The 17,239-nt window shown below is 41.0% G+C and carries 17 protein-coding genes; 11 read left to right on the forward strand and 6 right to left on the reverse strand.

The genetic code is table 11. The features are described from left to right. Window positions 1–65 precede the first annotated feature (65 nt). The 4 genes from FYZ48_RS10915 to FYZ48_RS10930 all read left to right on the forward strand — a co-directional run bounded on the left by FYZ48_RS10915 (window position 66) and on the right by FYZ48_RS10930 (window position 4,040). Window positions 66–485: a hypothetical protein gene (locus tag FYZ48_RS10915; protein ID WP_149340246.1), complete on the forward strand. Its 420-nt coding sequence runs from the start codon at window positions 66–68 to the stop codon at window positions 483–485. Between the two features lie 186 nt (window positions 486–671). Next, window positions 672–2,186, forward strand: a complete 1,515-nt coding sequence (locus FYZ48_RS10920; RefSeq protein WP_149340248.1) for a hypothetical protein — start codon at window positions 672–674, stop codon at window positions 2,184–2,186. Between the two features lie 5 nt (window positions 2,187–2,191). After that, a complete protein-coding gene (locus tag FYZ48_RS10925; protein WP_149340250.1) occupies window positions 2,192–3,028 on the forward strand; it encodes a hypothetical protein in 837 nt (278 codons plus the stop codon). A 106-nt stretch (window positions 3,029–3,134) separates the two neighbouring features. After that, a complete protein-coding gene (locus FYZ48_RS10930) occupies window positions 3,135–4,040 on the forward strand; it encodes a hypothetical protein (protein ID WP_149340253.1) in 906 nt (301 codons plus the stop codon). 53 nt (window positions 4,041–4,093) lie between these two features. Here the strand turns inward: FYZ48_RS10930 and FYZ48_RS10935 are convergent, their stop codons facing one another. Further along, window positions 4,094–4,885 (reverse strand): hypothetical protein, encoded by a 792-nt coding sequence (locus tag FYZ48_RS10935; protein WP_149340255.1) that lies wholly within the window; start codon window positions 4,883–4,885, stop codon window positions 4,094–4,096. 155 nt (window positions 4,886–5,040) lie between these two features. On the opposite strand from FYZ48_RS10935, the gene FYZ48_RS10940 reads away from it, so the two are divergent. The 3 genes from FYZ48_RS10940 to FYZ48_RS29605 all read left to right on the forward strand — a co-directional run bounded on the left by FYZ48_RS10940 (window position 5,041) and on the right by FYZ48_RS29605 (window position 7,848). Continuing rightward, window positions 5,041–6,519 (forward strand): M48 family metalloprotease, encoded by a 1,479-nt coding sequence (locus tag FYZ48_RS10940; RefSeq protein WP_149340257.1) that lies wholly within the window; start codon window positions 5,041–5,043, stop codon window positions 6,517–6,519. A 184-nt stretch (window positions 6,520–6,703) separates the two neighbouring features. Further along, a complete protein-coding gene (locus tag FYZ48_RS10945; protein WP_149340259.1) occupies window positions 6,704–6,901 on the forward strand; it encodes a cold-shock protein in 198 nt (65 codons plus the stop codon). Between the two features lie 137 nt (window positions 6,902–7,038). Continuing rightward, window positions 7,039–7,848, forward strand: coding sequence for a GIY-YIG nuclease family protein (locus FYZ48_RS29605; RefSeq protein ID WP_242022577.1), 810 nt, complete (start codon window positions 7,039–7,041; stop codon window positions 7,846–7,848). A gap of 108 nt (window positions 7,849–7,956) precedes the next feature. On the opposite strand, the gene FYZ48_RS10955 is transcribed toward FYZ48_RS29605, so the two are convergent. The 5 genes from FYZ48_RS10955 to FYZ48_RS10975 form a co-directional block, all read right to left on the reverse strand. Beyond that, entirely contained in the window at window positions 7,957–9,417 is a 1,461-nt protein-coding gene (locus FYZ48_RS10955; protein WP_149340261.1) for a leucine-rich repeat domain-containing protein, read from the reverse strand. 172 nt (window positions 9,418–9,589) lie between these two features. Beyond that, window positions 9,590–10,873 carry a hypothetical protein gene (locus tag FYZ48_RS10960; RefSeq protein ID WP_149340263.1) on the reverse strand — a complete coding sequence of 428 codons (1,284 nt, stop codon included), beginning with the start codon at window positions 10,871–10,873 and terminating at the stop codon, window positions 9,590–9,592. A 104-nt stretch (window positions 10,874–10,977) separates the two neighbouring features. Next, window positions 10,978–11,604 (reverse strand): thermonuclease family protein, encoded by a 627-nt coding sequence (locus FYZ48_RS10965; RefSeq protein WP_198422208.1) that lies wholly within the window; start codon window positions 11,602–11,604, stop codon window positions 10,978–10,980. A gap of 70 nt (window positions 11,605–11,674) precedes the next feature. Continuing rightward, the gene (locus tag FYZ48_RS10970) at window positions 11,675–13,054 is read right to left on the reverse strand and encodes an AbiJ-related protein (protein WP_149340265.1); all 1,380 of its coding nucleotides are present in this window, start codon (window positions 13,052–13,054) and stop codon (window positions 11,675–11,677) included. A gap of 97 nt (window positions 13,055–13,151) precedes the next feature. Beyond that, complete coding sequence (locus FYZ48_RS10975) at window positions 13,152–14,021, reverse strand: DUF3883 domain-containing protein (protein WP_149340267.1); 870 nt, start codon at window positions 14,019–14,021, stop codon at window positions 13,152–13,154. Between the two features lie 231 nt (window positions 14,022–14,252). On the opposite strand from FYZ48_RS10975, the gene FYZ48_RS10980 reads away from it, so the two are divergent. The 4 genes from FYZ48_RS10980 (at window position 14,253) to FYZ48_RS29245 (ending at window position 17,229) form a co-directional block, all read left to right on the forward strand. Further along, the gene (locus tag FYZ48_RS10980) at window positions 14,253–14,855 is read left to right on the forward strand and encodes a hypothetical protein (RefSeq protein ID WP_149340269.1); all 603 of its coding nucleotides are present in this window, start codon (window positions 14,253–14,255) and stop codon (window positions 14,853–14,855) included. A gap of 130 nt (window positions 14,856–14,985) precedes the next feature. Further along, window positions 14,986–15,789: a hypothetical protein gene (locus FYZ48_RS10985; protein ID WP_187781971.1), complete on the forward strand. Its 804-nt coding sequence runs from the start codon at window positions 14,986–14,988 to the stop codon at window positions 15,787–15,789. Between the two features lie 307 nt (window positions 15,790–16,096). Beyond that, window positions 16,097–16,519, forward strand: a complete 423-nt coding sequence (locus FYZ48_RS10990) for a DUF6998 domain-containing protein (protein ID WP_198422209.1) — start codon at window positions 16,097–16,099, stop codon at window positions 16,517–16,519. Window positions 16,520–16,536: 17 nt separating this feature from the next. Beyond that, entirely contained in the window at window positions 16,537–17,229 is a 693-nt protein-coding gene (locus tag FYZ48_RS29245) for a hypothetical protein (RefSeq protein ID WP_187781994.1), read from the forward strand. Window positions 17,230–17,239 lie beyond the last annotated feature (10 nt).

Consider the following 17,239-nt stretch of genomic DNA (forward strand, 5'->3'; position numbering starts at 1 on the left):
GTCTTGCGTGTTCATCATTCTTGTATACCGCTTTTACTTAATGTTTAACAGAGAGGGAAGATCCGATGGCATTTTTAGGTGGTTTAGAAATATTAATTGCAAAGCCTCTACTAGGGCTTCTTGCAAAAGTTGGAATTTCAGGAAAAGTAGCAACTGCATTATCAGCTGGTGCTGCTGTTGGAATCTCTGCCTTGGCGATTAAGAAAGGAATTGAGTGGGCAAACCGAACATATGGAGTCCAGTTAAAAGAAGAATGGATATTGATCGGAAAATCAGCGATTAATATCGCCTTATCTAGTCGGTCGTGTATAGAAGCATTGCAATTAATAGATGACGAAGCAACTATTCAGACAGCTTCATCAATCCTCGCACATTATGGTTCAGAAGCTTTCGGTAGTAAAATCGATCCTTGGTGCGGAGAAGCCACAATAGCAGCAATCATGCATGCGATCGGTGATGAAGAAAAACTAGGATTGGCAACTTAATCTTTGACCCTTCATAAAGAATTAAGCAAGGTAATCAATTCTTTTTATTGAATGGATAGAAAGGCGTTATAGATTCAGAAATCCCTTTACAATGTATGATCTTATTGCTTTTGAAAATTAAGTATCAATGCACTTGCTCAAATTGAATTTCTAAAAATATTGAGCAGTCTTTGATTTGGAGCTTTTATGTACGAAGGTGTATTCGATCCCGACACTTTATTCACATTGATTTTACTCAATGAGTTAGAAATCGATCCTTCAAAACCATATTCATCTGAGCATGGTGTAGACCATAATTCACCAGAATTCAGAAAATATCAAAGAGCATTGGTTCATGAAAAAGCTCATTATTTTACACTGATGGGATCTTCTCTATTTGTAAGAAGAATACTTAGTAACGCAGAAATATCACATCACCTATCGAAAGCAAAATTTAAGAACTTACGTCCATTTGTGAATCAATCAGAAGTACCAAATGAATTATTATTTTGGTTTTACGAATACAGTGCCGACTCACTCTACTTTACTGATTTAGTAGAAGGAAAAAAAATAGATCATTCCTCGAAGGTGAAATACTTAATTGGGAATCAAGGTCTTAAACATATATTGGATGCATATGGATGGGGAATTACTGATTTAGAAGCAGTATATAATTTAGATGCATTTGAAGATGCATCAGCTACTGCACTAGTTGAGGGAATAGGCCGTGCGGAGGAGTATCTGATGCTTCTTAAACCACATATTGGGACAAAAATTGATCCTATCTCAAACGAGATTATTCCCGAATACGGTCATATTTTGACTGAGGCTGAAATTGAAGAAGAACATCGAGAGAATTTGGAAGACTTTCTATCTGATGGTTCAATTTATACATCAGCAATAGAATTGTTTCGTCAAATTGTTGGAGCAGCACCATTCTCCCAGCAGCTTACTGCTTTTTGTGCTTTTGCTGATATCGCTCTATCTCCTCCAGTTAGAACTGATGGTTCATGGCCTAGCATACCTGCACCTGAGTTCTCACTTGAAGAAGTATTGCCTCAAACCCGTTTCCTTAGACTATGCAAAGCGTTTGAGGGAAGAAAAGATATCTTCGACTTCAATAGAAAAGAATTATATCAGTCCATTTCATCTTTTATGGCAGATATTGGCTGGCAACCCCCTCACCATACTTATCATTTGATGACTGAGAGGTTGCTATCTTCAGAAAAAAACGAACTTACATATAAGAAGTATATCGATATTTTTGGAACAGATCCTCCAATAAGAGAAGTTCCTGAAAAGTATGAAGATGCGATTACATGGAGTATTCAAATCAGAATAGAGGCGTTCCTGCAATCAATCGAATTTTTTAAAGCCAAGTGCCAAGAGCCTCTCGCTACAGCCCCTCCCTACAATCTTGAATTGATAAGAAATTATAAACTAAACGTTCGCAATGTGATCGATTATGATGGAAAAGGCATGTCTCAGTTAGCTTTGGCCCTAATGATATTAAAAATGCCTGCTTTGGTAGGACACCATATGATTTTCAAGCCACAGTCAGAGTGTTTGTTTTCTGATCTTGATTCATCCACACTAGTAAAAAAAATACTAATTCAAAGTGTGAAGCAGCATAATGACTGCTGCGAATGTGCAGGAAGGCCAAAATGTGGTGAATCAGTGTTTTGTGGATATCGAGAAATTATAGACGAATTGGAGATATAATTTCGATGAGTCGAGAATATGAATGGATTATAGAAGCAGCAGAAGAAACAATAGAGACCGAACTGAATGAGTCGACAAGTAGGATAAACGCTCGCTTACTCCCGGATGGACAAATTGTACTTACTACCGCATTTGTCTCTAAATTATTGAAAACAGCAGAAAGGATGAGCGAGAGTAAGCTTGATGCAAATACTGCTAAAGAGCTCATCTCAAAATTTACATCACAGCAAGAGAATACTGGGGAATTTTTCTCCAAGAGAAATTCACTCACATTATCTCGGACATCTGCAGTCGCACTTATCGCAGGAGTAATTGGCATTGGAACGGGGTGTTTACCAGAATCTAGTCCAGACATTTTGAAAGCCATATTAGCCGCTGAAGCATCAGTAGTTCTGGGATATTTACCAAACATTTTGACTGCCAGTAAGATTGACCTAATTCCAGCGGGCTCAGTGGGAATTATTTGGAAAACTTTTAAGAACGGAGAATACACTGCTGATGAAATTGTGTTCCGAACAGGAATGGCACGCCATGATGTCGATGTAGCGATCAATCGTCTTGTTGGTATGGGCTTACTCGTGACTGGGAGTGAAAGTGTGCCACTTGCAAGCTGGACATCTAGTTGTTTTACTCCGCATAAAACAATACCTGCCAGCCTATCGCCTGTATGTGAGTGTATTCTTGATATTTGCTGCAAGGGGACTTATAGACCGAGTGAAATCGCAGCAAGAAGTAATATCACAACTTCGAAATGCGTGTCACTCCTTACAGGCTTAGAGGAGCAAGGGCTCATCCAAAATAATGGCAACGGCTTTTGGTCAGTTATAAGTGAACAAGCTTAATAATTCAAAATAAATCCACACACATGTTAAATGTCGGCTCTGGCAGAAATCAGCGATCCTTGCTTCTTTTTTTGGGTTTATAAGGAATTATATAAAAAGAGGATCTATGAACGAATTCTATGAGGATGCAGCATATTTCGCTAATCGCTGTGTTTCCCATGTTGCTCAAAACATGCCTAAGGATAGTGTTATAGACGCAGGATTATATTTCGCCTTTTGTGTAGAGCGATTGTTCAAAGGTATTCTCTGGGATATAGATAAGCGATCGGTTCTTGAAGACGGTAAATTTGAGAATTGTATTGCTGTTTTATACCGGGATAGGCTCATACCCCCCGCCCTAAAAAATATCGAACATCAAGAAAAGAAGAAAAAAACAGAATACAAAACCATTAATTTTAAAGAGGCAATGTTCAGAGCAAGCAATTTCTCGCAAATTACATACGAACGCATTGGCGTCTTCACAAAGCTGTTCTCCTATCGTGGAATAATTGCACATCGAACTCTTAATACCCTTGACACAAGTTCTCTAAGGACCTTACTTCAAGAACACTTTCAGCCCATTATTCGAGGGTACATCGATGAGCATAATTTGGATGAAAAAGAGTTCTTTACTGATGAAGAAATAAAGCTATCTAAGCTTGCAAAAGAAATCAGTGACTCTAACTCATTTGAAAGTGGAATGGAAAAACTTTTAGATAAACATCGCCAGATCTGGGCGAAAAGAAAAGAGAATCAAGATTTCCTAGATAAAGCCAAACAAATTACTGAGATTAATTTGAAAGATGAAGAAGAAGGAACTTACTTCCACGAAAGTACCGAATGCCCAGCATGTGGAAATGTTTCTTCTGCCGAATGTACACTCGAATGGGAATATGAAGGGCCGATATATGGCAGTCATATCGTAGGTGCATATGTTTCTGGTCTTAAATGCGAGTATTGTGATCTTGTTTTAGATGATTATGAACAGTTCGATTATCTAAGATCAAAAAAACTCCTCAGTGATATTCTCTGATCTATTACACAAATTAGCAGGGATGATTGAACCGATTCCTAGCAAAGTATTCTTCAATAATTGTTATACTGCTTTGTCCTCACCCGAACATATAGAACCTCATCCATCTTCCTCCGCTTCAAATTATCCGTCAAATCATGCCCACCTCCCAACACAATCACCTTGATTCCTTGCCCTTTCATTAAGATCTTGAGCATCTCATCTTCTCGTTTCTCTTCTGCCTTTTCATCAAATCGAATCTTGCCATCTTTACTAATAGGATTTGAAGCTTTAAAAGCCTCAGCCTTCTCAAGAGGCAACACAGAGTTCAGTTCATTTGAAATCAACAACTGAGCGGCTGCTCCCATCTGCATCAAATCTCGCCTGTACTGCTCTTTCAGAAACAGATCAAAGGCATCATCACCTTCTGGTATCTCGAATTCCCGAAGTGTTTTGATAAAGCTGTTAAAGGCACTCAGGTTTTTTTCTGTTACCCCTTCCATATACACAGACTGAACCTTGTGTTGCATAATCAAGTATCGCAGTATCTGTTTTTGCTCTTTCTGAATGGCTTCGACATCTTTCAGAAATTCGAGATATCGCTTTTCGATTTCAGCTTCCGATAATTCATCATCTGATGAATCTGAAAGATCAGCGGCAAAATCTTCCTTGGAAACGAAATGCCAATTTAACAGATGAATGATGATCTGTTTGGGTTTGGGTTTGGGTTTTGTTGGTTTAGATGTGACTGAATGGACTTCGGGGTGTTTGCGGAGCTGGGAGGTGAGATTGGACTCATCACAGAATGCAAAGGGGGCTGCAAGGTGCAGGCATATGATGGAGGCACAGTGAGAGAGTTTAAACATTTAGCTTGAATTTAGATCGAATCAATCCCAGAATGTACACATGTGGCATTTTGACAACAGGTAAATATATATCGCTCCTACTCACTGCGTCAATTGCGGTGAATAAATACCTCTTGCTGGTTAAGCTTTATCACGAATAAACAGGGGCTATCTTCATGCGTATCAGCTCGATTCTTGCAGTCATCCTTGGTAATTTTCTCTTCGGTTGTGGTAATGCTGCACCTGAAGATGAAGACAATAAAGTATCAACCACTAAAGCTGAGGTATCAGTTGATCAAAAAACAAGTGGTGATGCTATATCTTCAGAACCTACGCATGCTTCACAAGAGATATCCAAACCCGTTCCTATTGTTACATACCCTGCTTATGTCACCGCATATGACATTCAAACGCCAGAAGATGAATTTTATTATCATCATCTAAAATTTCTCTGTGAAGGGTCTAACTTTACTGACTGGCCACTGGTCAAGTCATTAGTTGGCTTAGGGCAAGACTTCATTGATGCACCACAATGGGCCAGCATTGCTACAGAAGCCATATACACCTCAAATCAACCACGTGCAAAACCAATAACTGATATGGTTAATGAATGTGCTGAGATTCTCGGAATTGATGCCCCCGAAATATATATCAAAGGAGATAATGAACCAAATGCATATGTAGCAGGATTAAGTGCTCCCCACCATCTAGTTTTAACCTCAGGACTTCTTGACCTTTATGAAGAATCACCTGAAGAGCTTAGGTTCATTATCGGACATGAGCTAGGACATTTGAAAGCACAACATATTCGTACTCATTTTGTTGGCCGTATGTTCGTGCAATCAATAATTGGAGATGAAGCAGCAAAAGTATCCTTTGCTGATGATTTTATAGCCTCCCTCTCTGTTCACACTTTGTTGCATTGGTATCGTGAGTCGGAATACTCAGCAGACAGAGCTGGTCTTCTCTGTATTGGTGGTAATTTAAAAGTTGCCAAACAAGCATTGCTGCGACTAACTCATCAAACCAAACCTTCGAACAAGTTACTTGATCCTTTACATCCCGAATTTGATACAGATCTCGTTCTTGAAAAGCAGATGAGAATACGAGACCAACCATTTGTAAAAGTTTTTTACTATCTTAGACAGTTCCGTCATTCCCATCCTTTTATTCCAGAAAGATGTGCTGCTTTACAAACTTGGTCTTTATCCGCTGAATATCAAACAATTATGGAACGCAAGAGTAAACCATATTCTAAAAACAATCTGACGATTACTTCTCTCGAAATAAATAATATTCCCCTGACTGACACATACGTTCCCGGTGTTGATAGTGGCGAAACAGATCCATTCGTAAGAATTACTTATGCTGGCGAAAGCGTGACCACAGGATATATTGTGGATACGAAAGAAGCCACTTGGGACTCTTTATCTAAAACAGACCCTTTCCAAGATGGAGCAAACATTATCATTGAATTGTTTGACTATAACTCAGTGCTATCTAATAAACTTGTCGGGGCATGCCTTATTCCAATCAAAAGTGTGTCACCCGGTGAACATGAAGTAGTTACAGACTTACGGCTCGATATCCAAAAGAGATCAACAGTAGTCGAATTGCCAAAAGTGAAGATTAAATATAACTTGGCAAGTAAATAGATGAGCTTTGCTATCTTTTGATTATCAGAATGGTTTAACCGACGACAGCCATCAGTACCTGTTTATGGTGGTCGTTTCCTTGGTTTTGTCCATATTTCTGTATAGACTAAATTCCTGTGGTTGAGCAGACTGAACCCGTTGGGTCAGACGATCCACAAAGACTTTTTTATGAATCGGATTGAAGATGGCAGAAGGTACAATTAAGAGACTGACGGACAAAGGTTATGGCTTTATCGACACGGGGAGCGGCAAGGACTTATTCTTCCACTCGTCGAACGTCGAAGGGGTAAGCTACGATGATCTCTATGAAGGACAACGAGTTTCGTTCACCGAAGGACGTGGGCAGAAGGGGCCGATGGCGGAGAACGTTAAGCCGGTCTAAACACTGAAAACGTTTCAGAAAACAAAGAAGCCGACGAATTTCGTCGGCTTCTATTATTTAACATGCCCTTGCCTTGAAAGCCGATCACACCAACAATTCCAGTTCTTCAAAAATGATCTTGATATTGGCGAACCACAATGATCTTTCGTCTCTCCCAAAAGCTCAATCAGAAAATCAAAACTGGCACACTAGATGTCCTGCCTTTACATCAGAATCCATTTGCTGACTGGTCCTGCCACATTTTCCCAGCCAATCGTCGTCAGTACATTTTACTGAGTAATACTAAGTCACTTTATTCGTGCGTGATGGATGCCAAGGGGATCACAAATCAGAAGATATTTGTCGAAAGTGCCTTGAACGGCATTCGGGATTTCACCGCCGATGATTCTCATCAATGGGCGTTCAGGAAATTTATTGCTCCTGAAACTGAAACGGTTCAATTTGCGAAATCCTTGAATCGTTCTGTGACAAGCTCGATGAATCAACTGGTGGAATGTGCTCAGATCTTGCTGATAGAAGATCAGGTGCCACCACACGAAGTGGGCTTTAAGCTGAATGACTTTTTGCTGTCATCAATTGCTGAGACAAAGTCTGATGGATATGGCAGACCAGAAGATGCGTTTCGGAGGATGGTGGAATCGAGGAAAATAGAAGTAGCTGAATTAGCTCATAGAGAAGGCGAAGTGGTAGAATATGCTACAACATGGTTTGTTTACATTCTCAGATGTGTTGATGGATCATTTTATACTGGCATTACGACTGATTTGAACCGAAGGTGTGAGCAGCACAATGCAGGTACTGCTTCTCGCTATACCCGCAGTCGTCTCCCAGTCAGCATGGTGTACCATGAAATTCAAGCCAACCGAAGTTTAGCTTTAAAACGAGAGCTGGAAATTAAGGCGATGTCACGCAAGGCAAAAGAAGAGCTGATTAAGTCTGTGATGTGAGACTTTTAAATCTATGCAGACAAGACAATTAAGCTTTTGGGGAGTGGTATCATCTGACTTGTTTAGCAATTTTTCATTGTTTGATGTTGTATTCAGGTAAATACATTTCTAATGCGAAATCCTGCAATTGGGTATTGCTGCCTTCAATTTCATCACACCCTCTTTAGTGACTTTAGTTCCGGACAACCATAAGTTAATTAAATGAGTCAGCCCTTTGAAATGCACAAGCCCTGCATCACTAATGTCTGTGTTTACAAGGTTTAATGTTTCAAGATTAGTCAGCTCTTTAAGATGCACAAGTCCTGCATCAGCGATGTTGGTGGCTGCAAGATGCAATATGGTCAAATTGGTCAGCTCTTTCAAATGCACAAGCCCTGCATCAGTGACTCTGGTCAACCCAAGGTACAATTCGGTCAGACCGGTTAGACTTTTGAGATGCACAAGCCCTGCATCACTAATGTTTGTGTCTGCAAGGGTCAATGTTTCAAGATTAGTAAGCTCTTTCAGATGCACGAGCCCTGCATCAGCGATGTTGGTGTCTGCAAGATACAATAAGGTCAGATTGGTCAACCCTTTCAGATGCACAAGTCCTGCATCAGTGATGTTCGTCTCCCTAAGATCTAATGCGGTGAGATTGGTCAACCCTTTTAGATGCATTAGTCCTGCATCACTGACTTTTATATCGTAAAGCTCTATTTCGGTAAGGTTGTTCAGCCCTTTCAGATGCACAAGCCCCGCATCAGTGACTCTGGTCAACCCAAGGTGCAATTCGGTCAGACCGGTTAGACTTTTGAGATGCTCAAGTCCTGCATCACTGATGTCGGTCCCGCCAAGATCCAATGTCGTCAGACTGGTCAACTCTTCGAGATGCATTAGTCCTTTATCACTGACTTTGGTGCCCTCAAGTTTCAATGTGGTCAGGCTGGTCATATTTTTAAGATTTACAAGTCCTTCGTCAGCGACTTTAGTGTCCCCAATGTCTAATGTGTTTAGGTTGGTCAGCCCCCTAAGATAAATTAGTCCTGCGTCACTGACTTTAGTGCCAAAAAGGTTTAATGTGGTCAGATTAGTCAGGCCTTTCAGATGTATAAGTCCTGCGTCACTGATGTGGGTGTGTACAAGGTTTAATTTGGTCAGGTTGGTCAGGCTTTTGAGATGCACAAGACCTTCGTCACTGATGTTGGTGAAGTTAAGGTTCAATGTCGTCAGATTCTTCAGCTCTTTAAGATGCACAAGTCCTGCATCACTGATGTTGGTGTTTCTAAGACTCAAAGTGGTCAGACTGGTTAGATCTTTAAGATTTACAAGTCCTGAGTCACTGATGTTGCTGAAAGAAAATTCGACCTGAATGACATTGCCCGTGTCATTCAGGTCGAATTCCGCTCCAAGTGCCATGATCGCTTCGATTACCTTATTTTCAGAATCGATATCAGACTCTGGCTTGGGGGCAGATTCTGATTTGATAGAAGAGTCCGTGTTGGTGACAGTTTCCGTACTGGTAGCAGGTTCGTTCGTGTTTCCACACCCGCTACAGAACAGAAGCAAAATGAACGTGTTGATAATCTTCATGGAATATCGTTCTTGTGAAAAATGAGATGGACCGAACAAAGAAGCTTTTGCTCAATTCTGGACTTTGATATTACCACGGCGGAATATGACCGAAACTCAACTAGATCGCAAACAGGCAGTGGATAGTCATCCATGTGACGAAATCCACTTATCCCACGTTTTAAATACATTTCTAATGTGTAATCCTGCAATCGGGTATTGCTGCCTCCAATTTCATCACTCCCTCTTCCGTGACTTTAGTTCCGGACAACCATAAATTAATTAAATTTTTCAGCCCTCTGAACTGTAGAAGTCCTGCATCAGTGATATCTGTGTCTGCAAGGTTCAATGTTTCCAAATTTATCAGCTCTTTAAGATTCACAAGCCCCGCATCAGCGATGCTGTTGTCTGCAAGATGTAATGTGGTCAGCTTGCTCAACCCTTTCAGATGTACAAGTCCTGCATCAGTGATGTTGGTCTCGCTGAGATCTAATGCGGTGAGCTTAGTTAACCCTGTCAGATACATTAATCCTGCATTAGTAATGTTAGTTTTAGTAAGGAATAATGTGGTCAGATTTGTTAACCCTTTGATATGCATGAGTCCTGCATCACTGACTTTTACATCGTACAGCCATATTTCGGTCAGGTTGGTCAGTCCTTTCAGATGTTCAAGCCCTGCATCAGTGACTTTGGTTAACCCAAGGTTCAATTCGGTCAGACTGGTTAGACTTTTGAGATGCTCAAGTCCCGTGTTACTGACTTTAGTACCGTAGAGGTTCAAAGTCGACAGGTTGGTTAGCTCTGCAAGATTCACAATTCCTGTATCAGTGATGTCTGTGTTTGCAAGGTTCAATGTCATCAAATTACTCAGCTCTTTGAGATGTTTAAGTCCTGCGTCATTAACATTGGTGCCGTAAAGGTCCAATGAGGTAAGACTTGTCAACTCCTTGAGATGCTTTAGACCTGTATCACTAACGCTGGTGTCCGCAAGATTCAAGGTGTTCAGGCTGGTCAGATCTTTCAGATGTATAAGTCCTGCGTCGCTGACTTTGGTATCCCCAAGGTCTAATGTGTTCAGGTTGGTCAGATCCTTAAGATTCACAAGTCCTGCATCGCTGACTTCAGTACCGTAAAGGTTCAATGTCGTCAGATGATTCAGACCTTTCAGATGCACCAGCCCTGCGTCACTGATTTTAGCCTTCCAAAGGTTTAAAGTCGTCAGACTAGTCAGCCCTTTGAGATGCTCAAGTCCTGCATCACTAATATTGTTGCGTAAATAAAATTCGACCTGAACGCCATTGTCCGTGTCGTCACGTGTGATTATTCCCCCAAGTGCCTTGATCGATTCGATAGCCTTCTTTTCAGAATCGATATCAGGTTGCGGGGCGATAGCAGGTTGCGTGCTGGCAGCAGGTTCATTCGTGTTTCCACACCCACTACACAACAGAAGAAAAATGAAAGTGTTGAAAAACTTCATAGAATATCGTTCTTGTGAAAAATGAGATGGACCGAACAAAGAAGCTCAAAATCAATTCTGGATATTGAACACAGTCTTGGCAATATGCTACTTCTCAGTAATTCTCACCCACCACATCTCCCACATGCCTTCCCATCATTCGGTCCGCATAACCGACCACGTTTGGTGTTTTTGAAATATTCGCAGTTTTCGTTATGCCTTACATTGGAAGATGTGTTCAACCAGAACATTGTAGCTGGTGTGTTGCTTGGTCTTCTTTTCCTTGCCCGATACTCCCACGGAGGCAGTGGATTGGCATCAGCCCAGAGACCACGTTTCGCCTTGCGAGCTGATATCTCTAATTTAGCCAGTCGTTCCTCATCATTATATTTTTTGTAATGCCAAGCCCAACCGTCCTCGATCATCTTGGCATTGGCGTCTACCTTTCCCACCATGATTATGCCGAGAGTGCGACCATAGCGATCCTCGCCGGTCTTTTTGACCGTCACGGTTTTTCCGAAGACCATCTTTGACAATGCTTGCTTGGATTTTGTTCCAAAGCTCTGGCTCGATTCAGGTGCGTCAATTCCTTCTAACCGCACCTTGACCGTTTGATTGTTTACCAGCACCTTGATCGTGTCCCCATCAGTGACTCCAATCACTTTCCCTGTGAGAGTGCCAACAACCTTTGGTGGTGCCGCAAAGACAACCCCAAAGATGAGCATAGTTACCATGGCTGTGAAGTAACGCATACCGTTCTTTCTTATAAGGTAGCTCGATACAGGATGGGGGGGGAGAGAATTTTCCTGACATATCACGAGTTTATTTTAAATCAGGATGTTTCTCATCTTCTCTTGCGTCCGAGACTAATAGCTTGACATTATGCTTTTTGAATAGAGCAGTAAAAAATTCCTCGATTACATCTTTGCCGTTTTCCTCAGATAATTCAGCACCTCCGAAGCGATAAACCTCATAACCCAGAAGTCTTAGATCTCGATCTGCTTTTACCATGTCTGCATATTTAGCTGGAGATGCAATGTCACCATCTGAATAATGCTGTTTTCCATCAAGCTCAATTACAACTCTTTCATAAGATGAAAGTAAAATAAGAAAATCCATTCTCTGGCGTGGCAAACGTCTTTCATGAATTTGGGAAAATGTATAAGGGTCATAATGCAAATAGACCTGTGGTATTAATGCAGGTAATTGATCACCTAGTTTGCCATGAAATATCTCGAAATATGATCGGAAGAAGAGTATCTCAATAGGTGAATCTAATGACTCATTAAGTCGCCTATAAAGGGACTTTTCAACGGCTTTTGTCACCTCAACTTCAATCAATTCTGCATACCAATTAACCAGTTGAGTCCAAAGCAGCCCTTCTTTTGTAAATGGCTTGTCATAAACTAGACAAAATTCTTCATTCTTGATTAGTTTCAGATCATTATTAATAGCATCTGACAAAACAATTTCCGGTTTCGGACCTGTTGAGGCAAATATTAGATTTTTTGCTTTTCCTTCAAATCCAGTTCTGATTTTAGACAATCGATATGTTGGAAACCCTGAAATCAACTCAGACGAAGCGAGGACGTAGCCATCTAACTTTAAATCTGTGTTAAAGGCATCGACAAAATGTTTTTGGTCCGATTCAGTTCTGACCAAAGGGTGAACAGCCCATTCTAAAAGCTCTGCTAATTTCTGGTTCGACATGTCATATAATTGGTAACGTTCAACTTCATCTAAAAACGTAGTGCTCTCTTTGCCTGCATCATTTTCAGTTGAGTCAAATAGATCTTCGAAATAATAATTGCTGTGCCTTCTTGATAGATCTCCCCAGAGCTTGTTTGTAAATTCATTTAAAGTCAGTTTGCCCTCTATTGGAGGAAGATTATTGATAGATTCAAAGAGTTTTTGGCGTACTATTGGTGACAGTTGAAAGGGCTGAGAAGGATCAAAGTCTTCAATTTGTTTCTGTAGTGAATCATCAGGATATGTTTGTTGGACCCTTTTAGCTAAATCGACTAATTGATCTTCAGTCCATCCAGCAATTCGCCGTTCTATATATTTAGCTTTGCTTTTAAAAGATTCATCAGTATTACCTTGTGACAATCCGAATGATTCTGCAATACGAGGAAGATCGTTAGCACTTACACGGGAAAGGGTATTTGCAATTTCATAGATTAATACGCTTAAACCAGCCATACATCTTCCTGCAGAGAATTGCTCTCAGATCTGATTCATTTAGAAAACATCATTGTAAATGATTTAGTCATATTTAAATGTATCGCATATCATTTCGTTACAAGGTGGCTCGATACAAAACAGGATCAAGATTGCAAAGACTGCTGAGTGATCCATTCAGGATGAAGATTCGTGGGGATCTACCAAAATCAAACACCCGATAAAGATGGAATTGATCTGGAATGTCTTCTGAACACATAAGTTCATTCTGAGTTAAGAAGAATGGAAAGTATTTACCAAGACCAGTAGATTTCACTTCCAGCATTCTTTCAGAGTCTGTCGCTTCATCAAATGAAAGAATATCGAAGCCTAGTCCATCACCATATTCTTTAGATGCCCATACAACTTTCTGAGCCAGATCATCTCTTCCAGCCAGTTTCAGTCGGTGCTGTTCCAATTCGAAAACAAACTGTTCCCCAAGGTTTCCAAGTTTGCGATTCACTGCATCACGTTCTGCAAAATTGATTCTCTTACCCTTCCGAGAAAGCCACGGCTTAACTGATGGTTTGGGGGAAATGATTTTCTCAGGTGGGGCTTCTATGATTTTATTGATATTAGAAGAATCTATTTTCTTTGACTGTGTTGGATTCAGGACAGGTGAAGTATCGAAAAGTTTCATCAAGTGTGGGTTATTGTTTAGATACTCTTCAACGCCCTCTGCCAGAAGCTTCTGATAGTTACCCCGTGGTTTGTATCCATCGATGTATGGCAATCCTTGCTCGACCAGCACAGCACTGATGTTCTGATGTTTGAATTCCACTGAGCCTTTCGAACGATCTGATAATTGAGGAATCAGCAGATTTCTATGTTCGGTTTTGTCATATGACCAATTCTGTATCTCTGCAAAGAGCATCGCAAAATAATCATTGATGATGAGCTGGACCTCTTTTTCAGACCATTTTTGCCTTGGTTTAGAAGATTCGGTCATATCGATTTAGTACCTAGATGAATCCCTCTCACAGGTGCTTGCCCCTGTTCTGATTTTTGTATAGAATTGTAATCTTGTCTACCTGTTTAGGCAATGAAGTGTAATCACTGAACAAGAATGCCGAAATCATTAAACAGGGCACAAAACAGCATAAATCCATGCAGCAAAACCTTGTTCAGTTCTTTCGTCCAAAGTGCCTTTAAGGGCAAACTCTGAGAAAGAAAAGTGGACATGTTAGAACTTTCGCTGACACGATTTATCGACTTTACCTTAAAAAGTGGGACGCCGAAAATCACGTCGCTCCGACAAACCAAAAAGCAGTCACTCGAAGAATACTCTATAGCCTCGGATTACTACAAACAGATCCGAGAAGCTATCGTGAAACATCACAAGAATTCGAAGCCCTATTCTGACGTAGAGGCTTTTGCGAAGTCCATCACGAATAAGAGTAAGCAAGAAAACTACCCACTACTGGCCCAAGGATATAAGAAGTTTCTCGGCAAGAAACAAATCAAGTGGTTTAAACCACCACAGCAGGATTGGTCCGCGAACGGGGTCAGTGTTTCCATAAACCCTGAGTTGGGTCTGGAGTTCAACGGAGCACGGCACGTTATCAAAATGTACTTCAAGGCAGACCCTTTCAGGAAGCAAGAGGTTAAAGCAATCTTATCATTGATGGATGCCGTCCTGCAAACACCAAAAAAGACGTTCACAATGGGAGTGCTTGATGTCCGCAACGGTAAACTGCATACAGATGAATCACCCGATCCTACCCTCCTTGCATTGATGAATGGCGAGACTGCTGCAATCGCAGCCATGTGGCCGTCTCTGTAAATACCCAACGAACTGTAACAGGTCTCTGATTGCCATAATGAGCACAGAAAATAACTTACACGAAGCTGAGTCCCTTTCACTCCGGCTTCGGACGCCTGAATCCACGGCAGACGCAGCAGCAGTCATATCGATGCTACATGCACTCGTCGTGATCATTGAGGAAACAAATGAGAGAGTAGGCGATGGGAGGGAAATCTCTATTCGGGTTCGGCCATTCGAAGAAGGTAGTCTTGAGATTCCGTTTGATATAATTCTTTATGGCGGTGCGGGACTATTAGCAGTTAACTCAGTCATTTCCCAGATTCTCAAAACGGTTCAACAGGCGATTGATCTAAAGAAGTCCCTGAAGGGGATACCTCCAGAGAAGTTGCCGGATGAGAGTGATGAGCAAGTCGTCAACATAAATAATTCAGGAGACAATGTTGTCATAAAGATAGCTCATAATCGGCAAGTATCTACGGCCTTTCATCAAGCATTTATTGAAGTCGAGAAGGACAAGACGATCGACAGCGTACAGCTCGTCGACAACACTACGCATGAAGAAATCGTAAATATTTCAAGACAGGAATTTTCATTTTTTAAGTATCCTGAACTCACCGACCAAGGTGAATTACCAGAGGAAAGGATACGCGGAGAGCAATCCACGCTCATTGTTCACTCGCCAGTTTTGGCAGGTAAAGCTAAGTGGAAATTCATTTACGAAGGTGTAGTTATCTCCGCGTTGATGGCTGATGAATCATTTATTGAACGGGTACGTAAACGAGCTGAACAGTTTGGAGCTGGAGACCGCTTAGATGTAGATCTGGAAATTGGTGAGAAGTATGACGACACAACTTCTGCTTATCGTCGAACTGGAAAGTATGTCGTCAGTAAGGTGCTGAAGCACTCGCCGCCTCCTCCGAAACAAAAGCAAAAGGATCTTTTTGGCCAATAGAAACTAGCCTTGTTCCGGGCCACAGATATCAGTGATAATTAAACCGAAGAAATGAAATCACAGAAGCTTCAACTGGTTGTTCCTGTTCCTTTGATTGAAACTTACTCAAAAAGATAGCAGGGATGGCTGATGAATTTCCGGGAGTTTCTTGATGTGGTGAAACGTCGACAGGAAAAGTAGGATCAGAAGAATGTCTATCTAAAATATGAGTTTAGGATTCTTTCAATAGTTCTAAACTAAAAGGAGGGTTTTATTTAGGACCTTCTAAGACAATCTTATAAAGCTTTAGTATCTACAAGGGTAAAAAATGGCCAGTGAACAGACGGGAGATTTCAATACATCACGATCTTCAAATGTCGCCAAGGACATTCAGGACATATATGCTCTTGTCGACCATCTTGAATCACTCTTTCCGGGTCGACACTTTACTCCAGATGGTCATATGGTTGGGAGCATTGGCGAAGTTTTAGCAGAAGAACAATATGATCTTGAACTTTATGAAGCAAGTGAGCCCTTACATGATGCAATTTCCAAATGCGGAAGAGAAGTTCAGATTAAGGCGACACAATCAAGCAGAATTGCTCTTAGAGGAGATCGAGCCCCCGAGCATCCAATTGTACTTTCTTTGAATGCAGACGGGAGAACAGCCGAAGTATTCAATGGCCCGGCCAACTTGCATGGGAGAATGCTGGAGCTGTTCAACGAAACGGACAGAAACCAATTAGCCTAAGTCGACTCCGCAGTCTCATGTCACAAATCCCCAAAGAACAACGATTAGTAAACTCTGATCAGGTAATCATGGATGTGACCTCCGAAAATAAATCTCCATCACTTACTGATATCGAAAACATAATTAGTAATATTTCTGATCGCTGTGAAGGCCTTGTAACTAATGGGCAACGAGATGAAATAATTAACGAGCGAGTCCTTCATCACATGTTTTCGTGGGAAGTCGGTCAGTGGTTTACTAGGCATGGATGTGGATTATGGGATGACATCATATTACAACCTGAACATCCTACATCGCTAAAATATCTCAAAGATAAAATAAACCTCAATGATGCACAAGAAACTATCCAGCATTCTATTGGTCAAGGAACGTCTGGTAATTTTGATTTTGTGCTGAATGGTGCACCACCAGTATGTCTTGAATGGAAAGGCCCTAAGCTTTTCAGTGAGAAAGGAGCTGTTGAAGTTCTTCTCAAGCTTCTTTCAGAACCTTCTGAATCTCTAAAAATCTTTGCTGGCATTTTCACGAGTAGCACAACAGGTAAATATAATCATATCGAAACAGCTCACAATCGTTTAAAGAATGCATTAGATTTTGTAGAAAGAGTGCTTGGGATTCATGTAAATCAATCTTCGAATTTATACTGCTATCTGGTAACAATACCCGATTCAGGATCTAGGCGAATCCATTGGGGAAATATTACGGGATGAATTATAAAAT

The sequence above is a fragment of the Gimesia chilikensis genome, assembly GCF_008329715.1.
Lineage (GTDB): Bacteria > Planctomycetota > Planctomycetia > Planctomycetales > Planctomycetaceae > Gimesia > Gimesia chilikensis.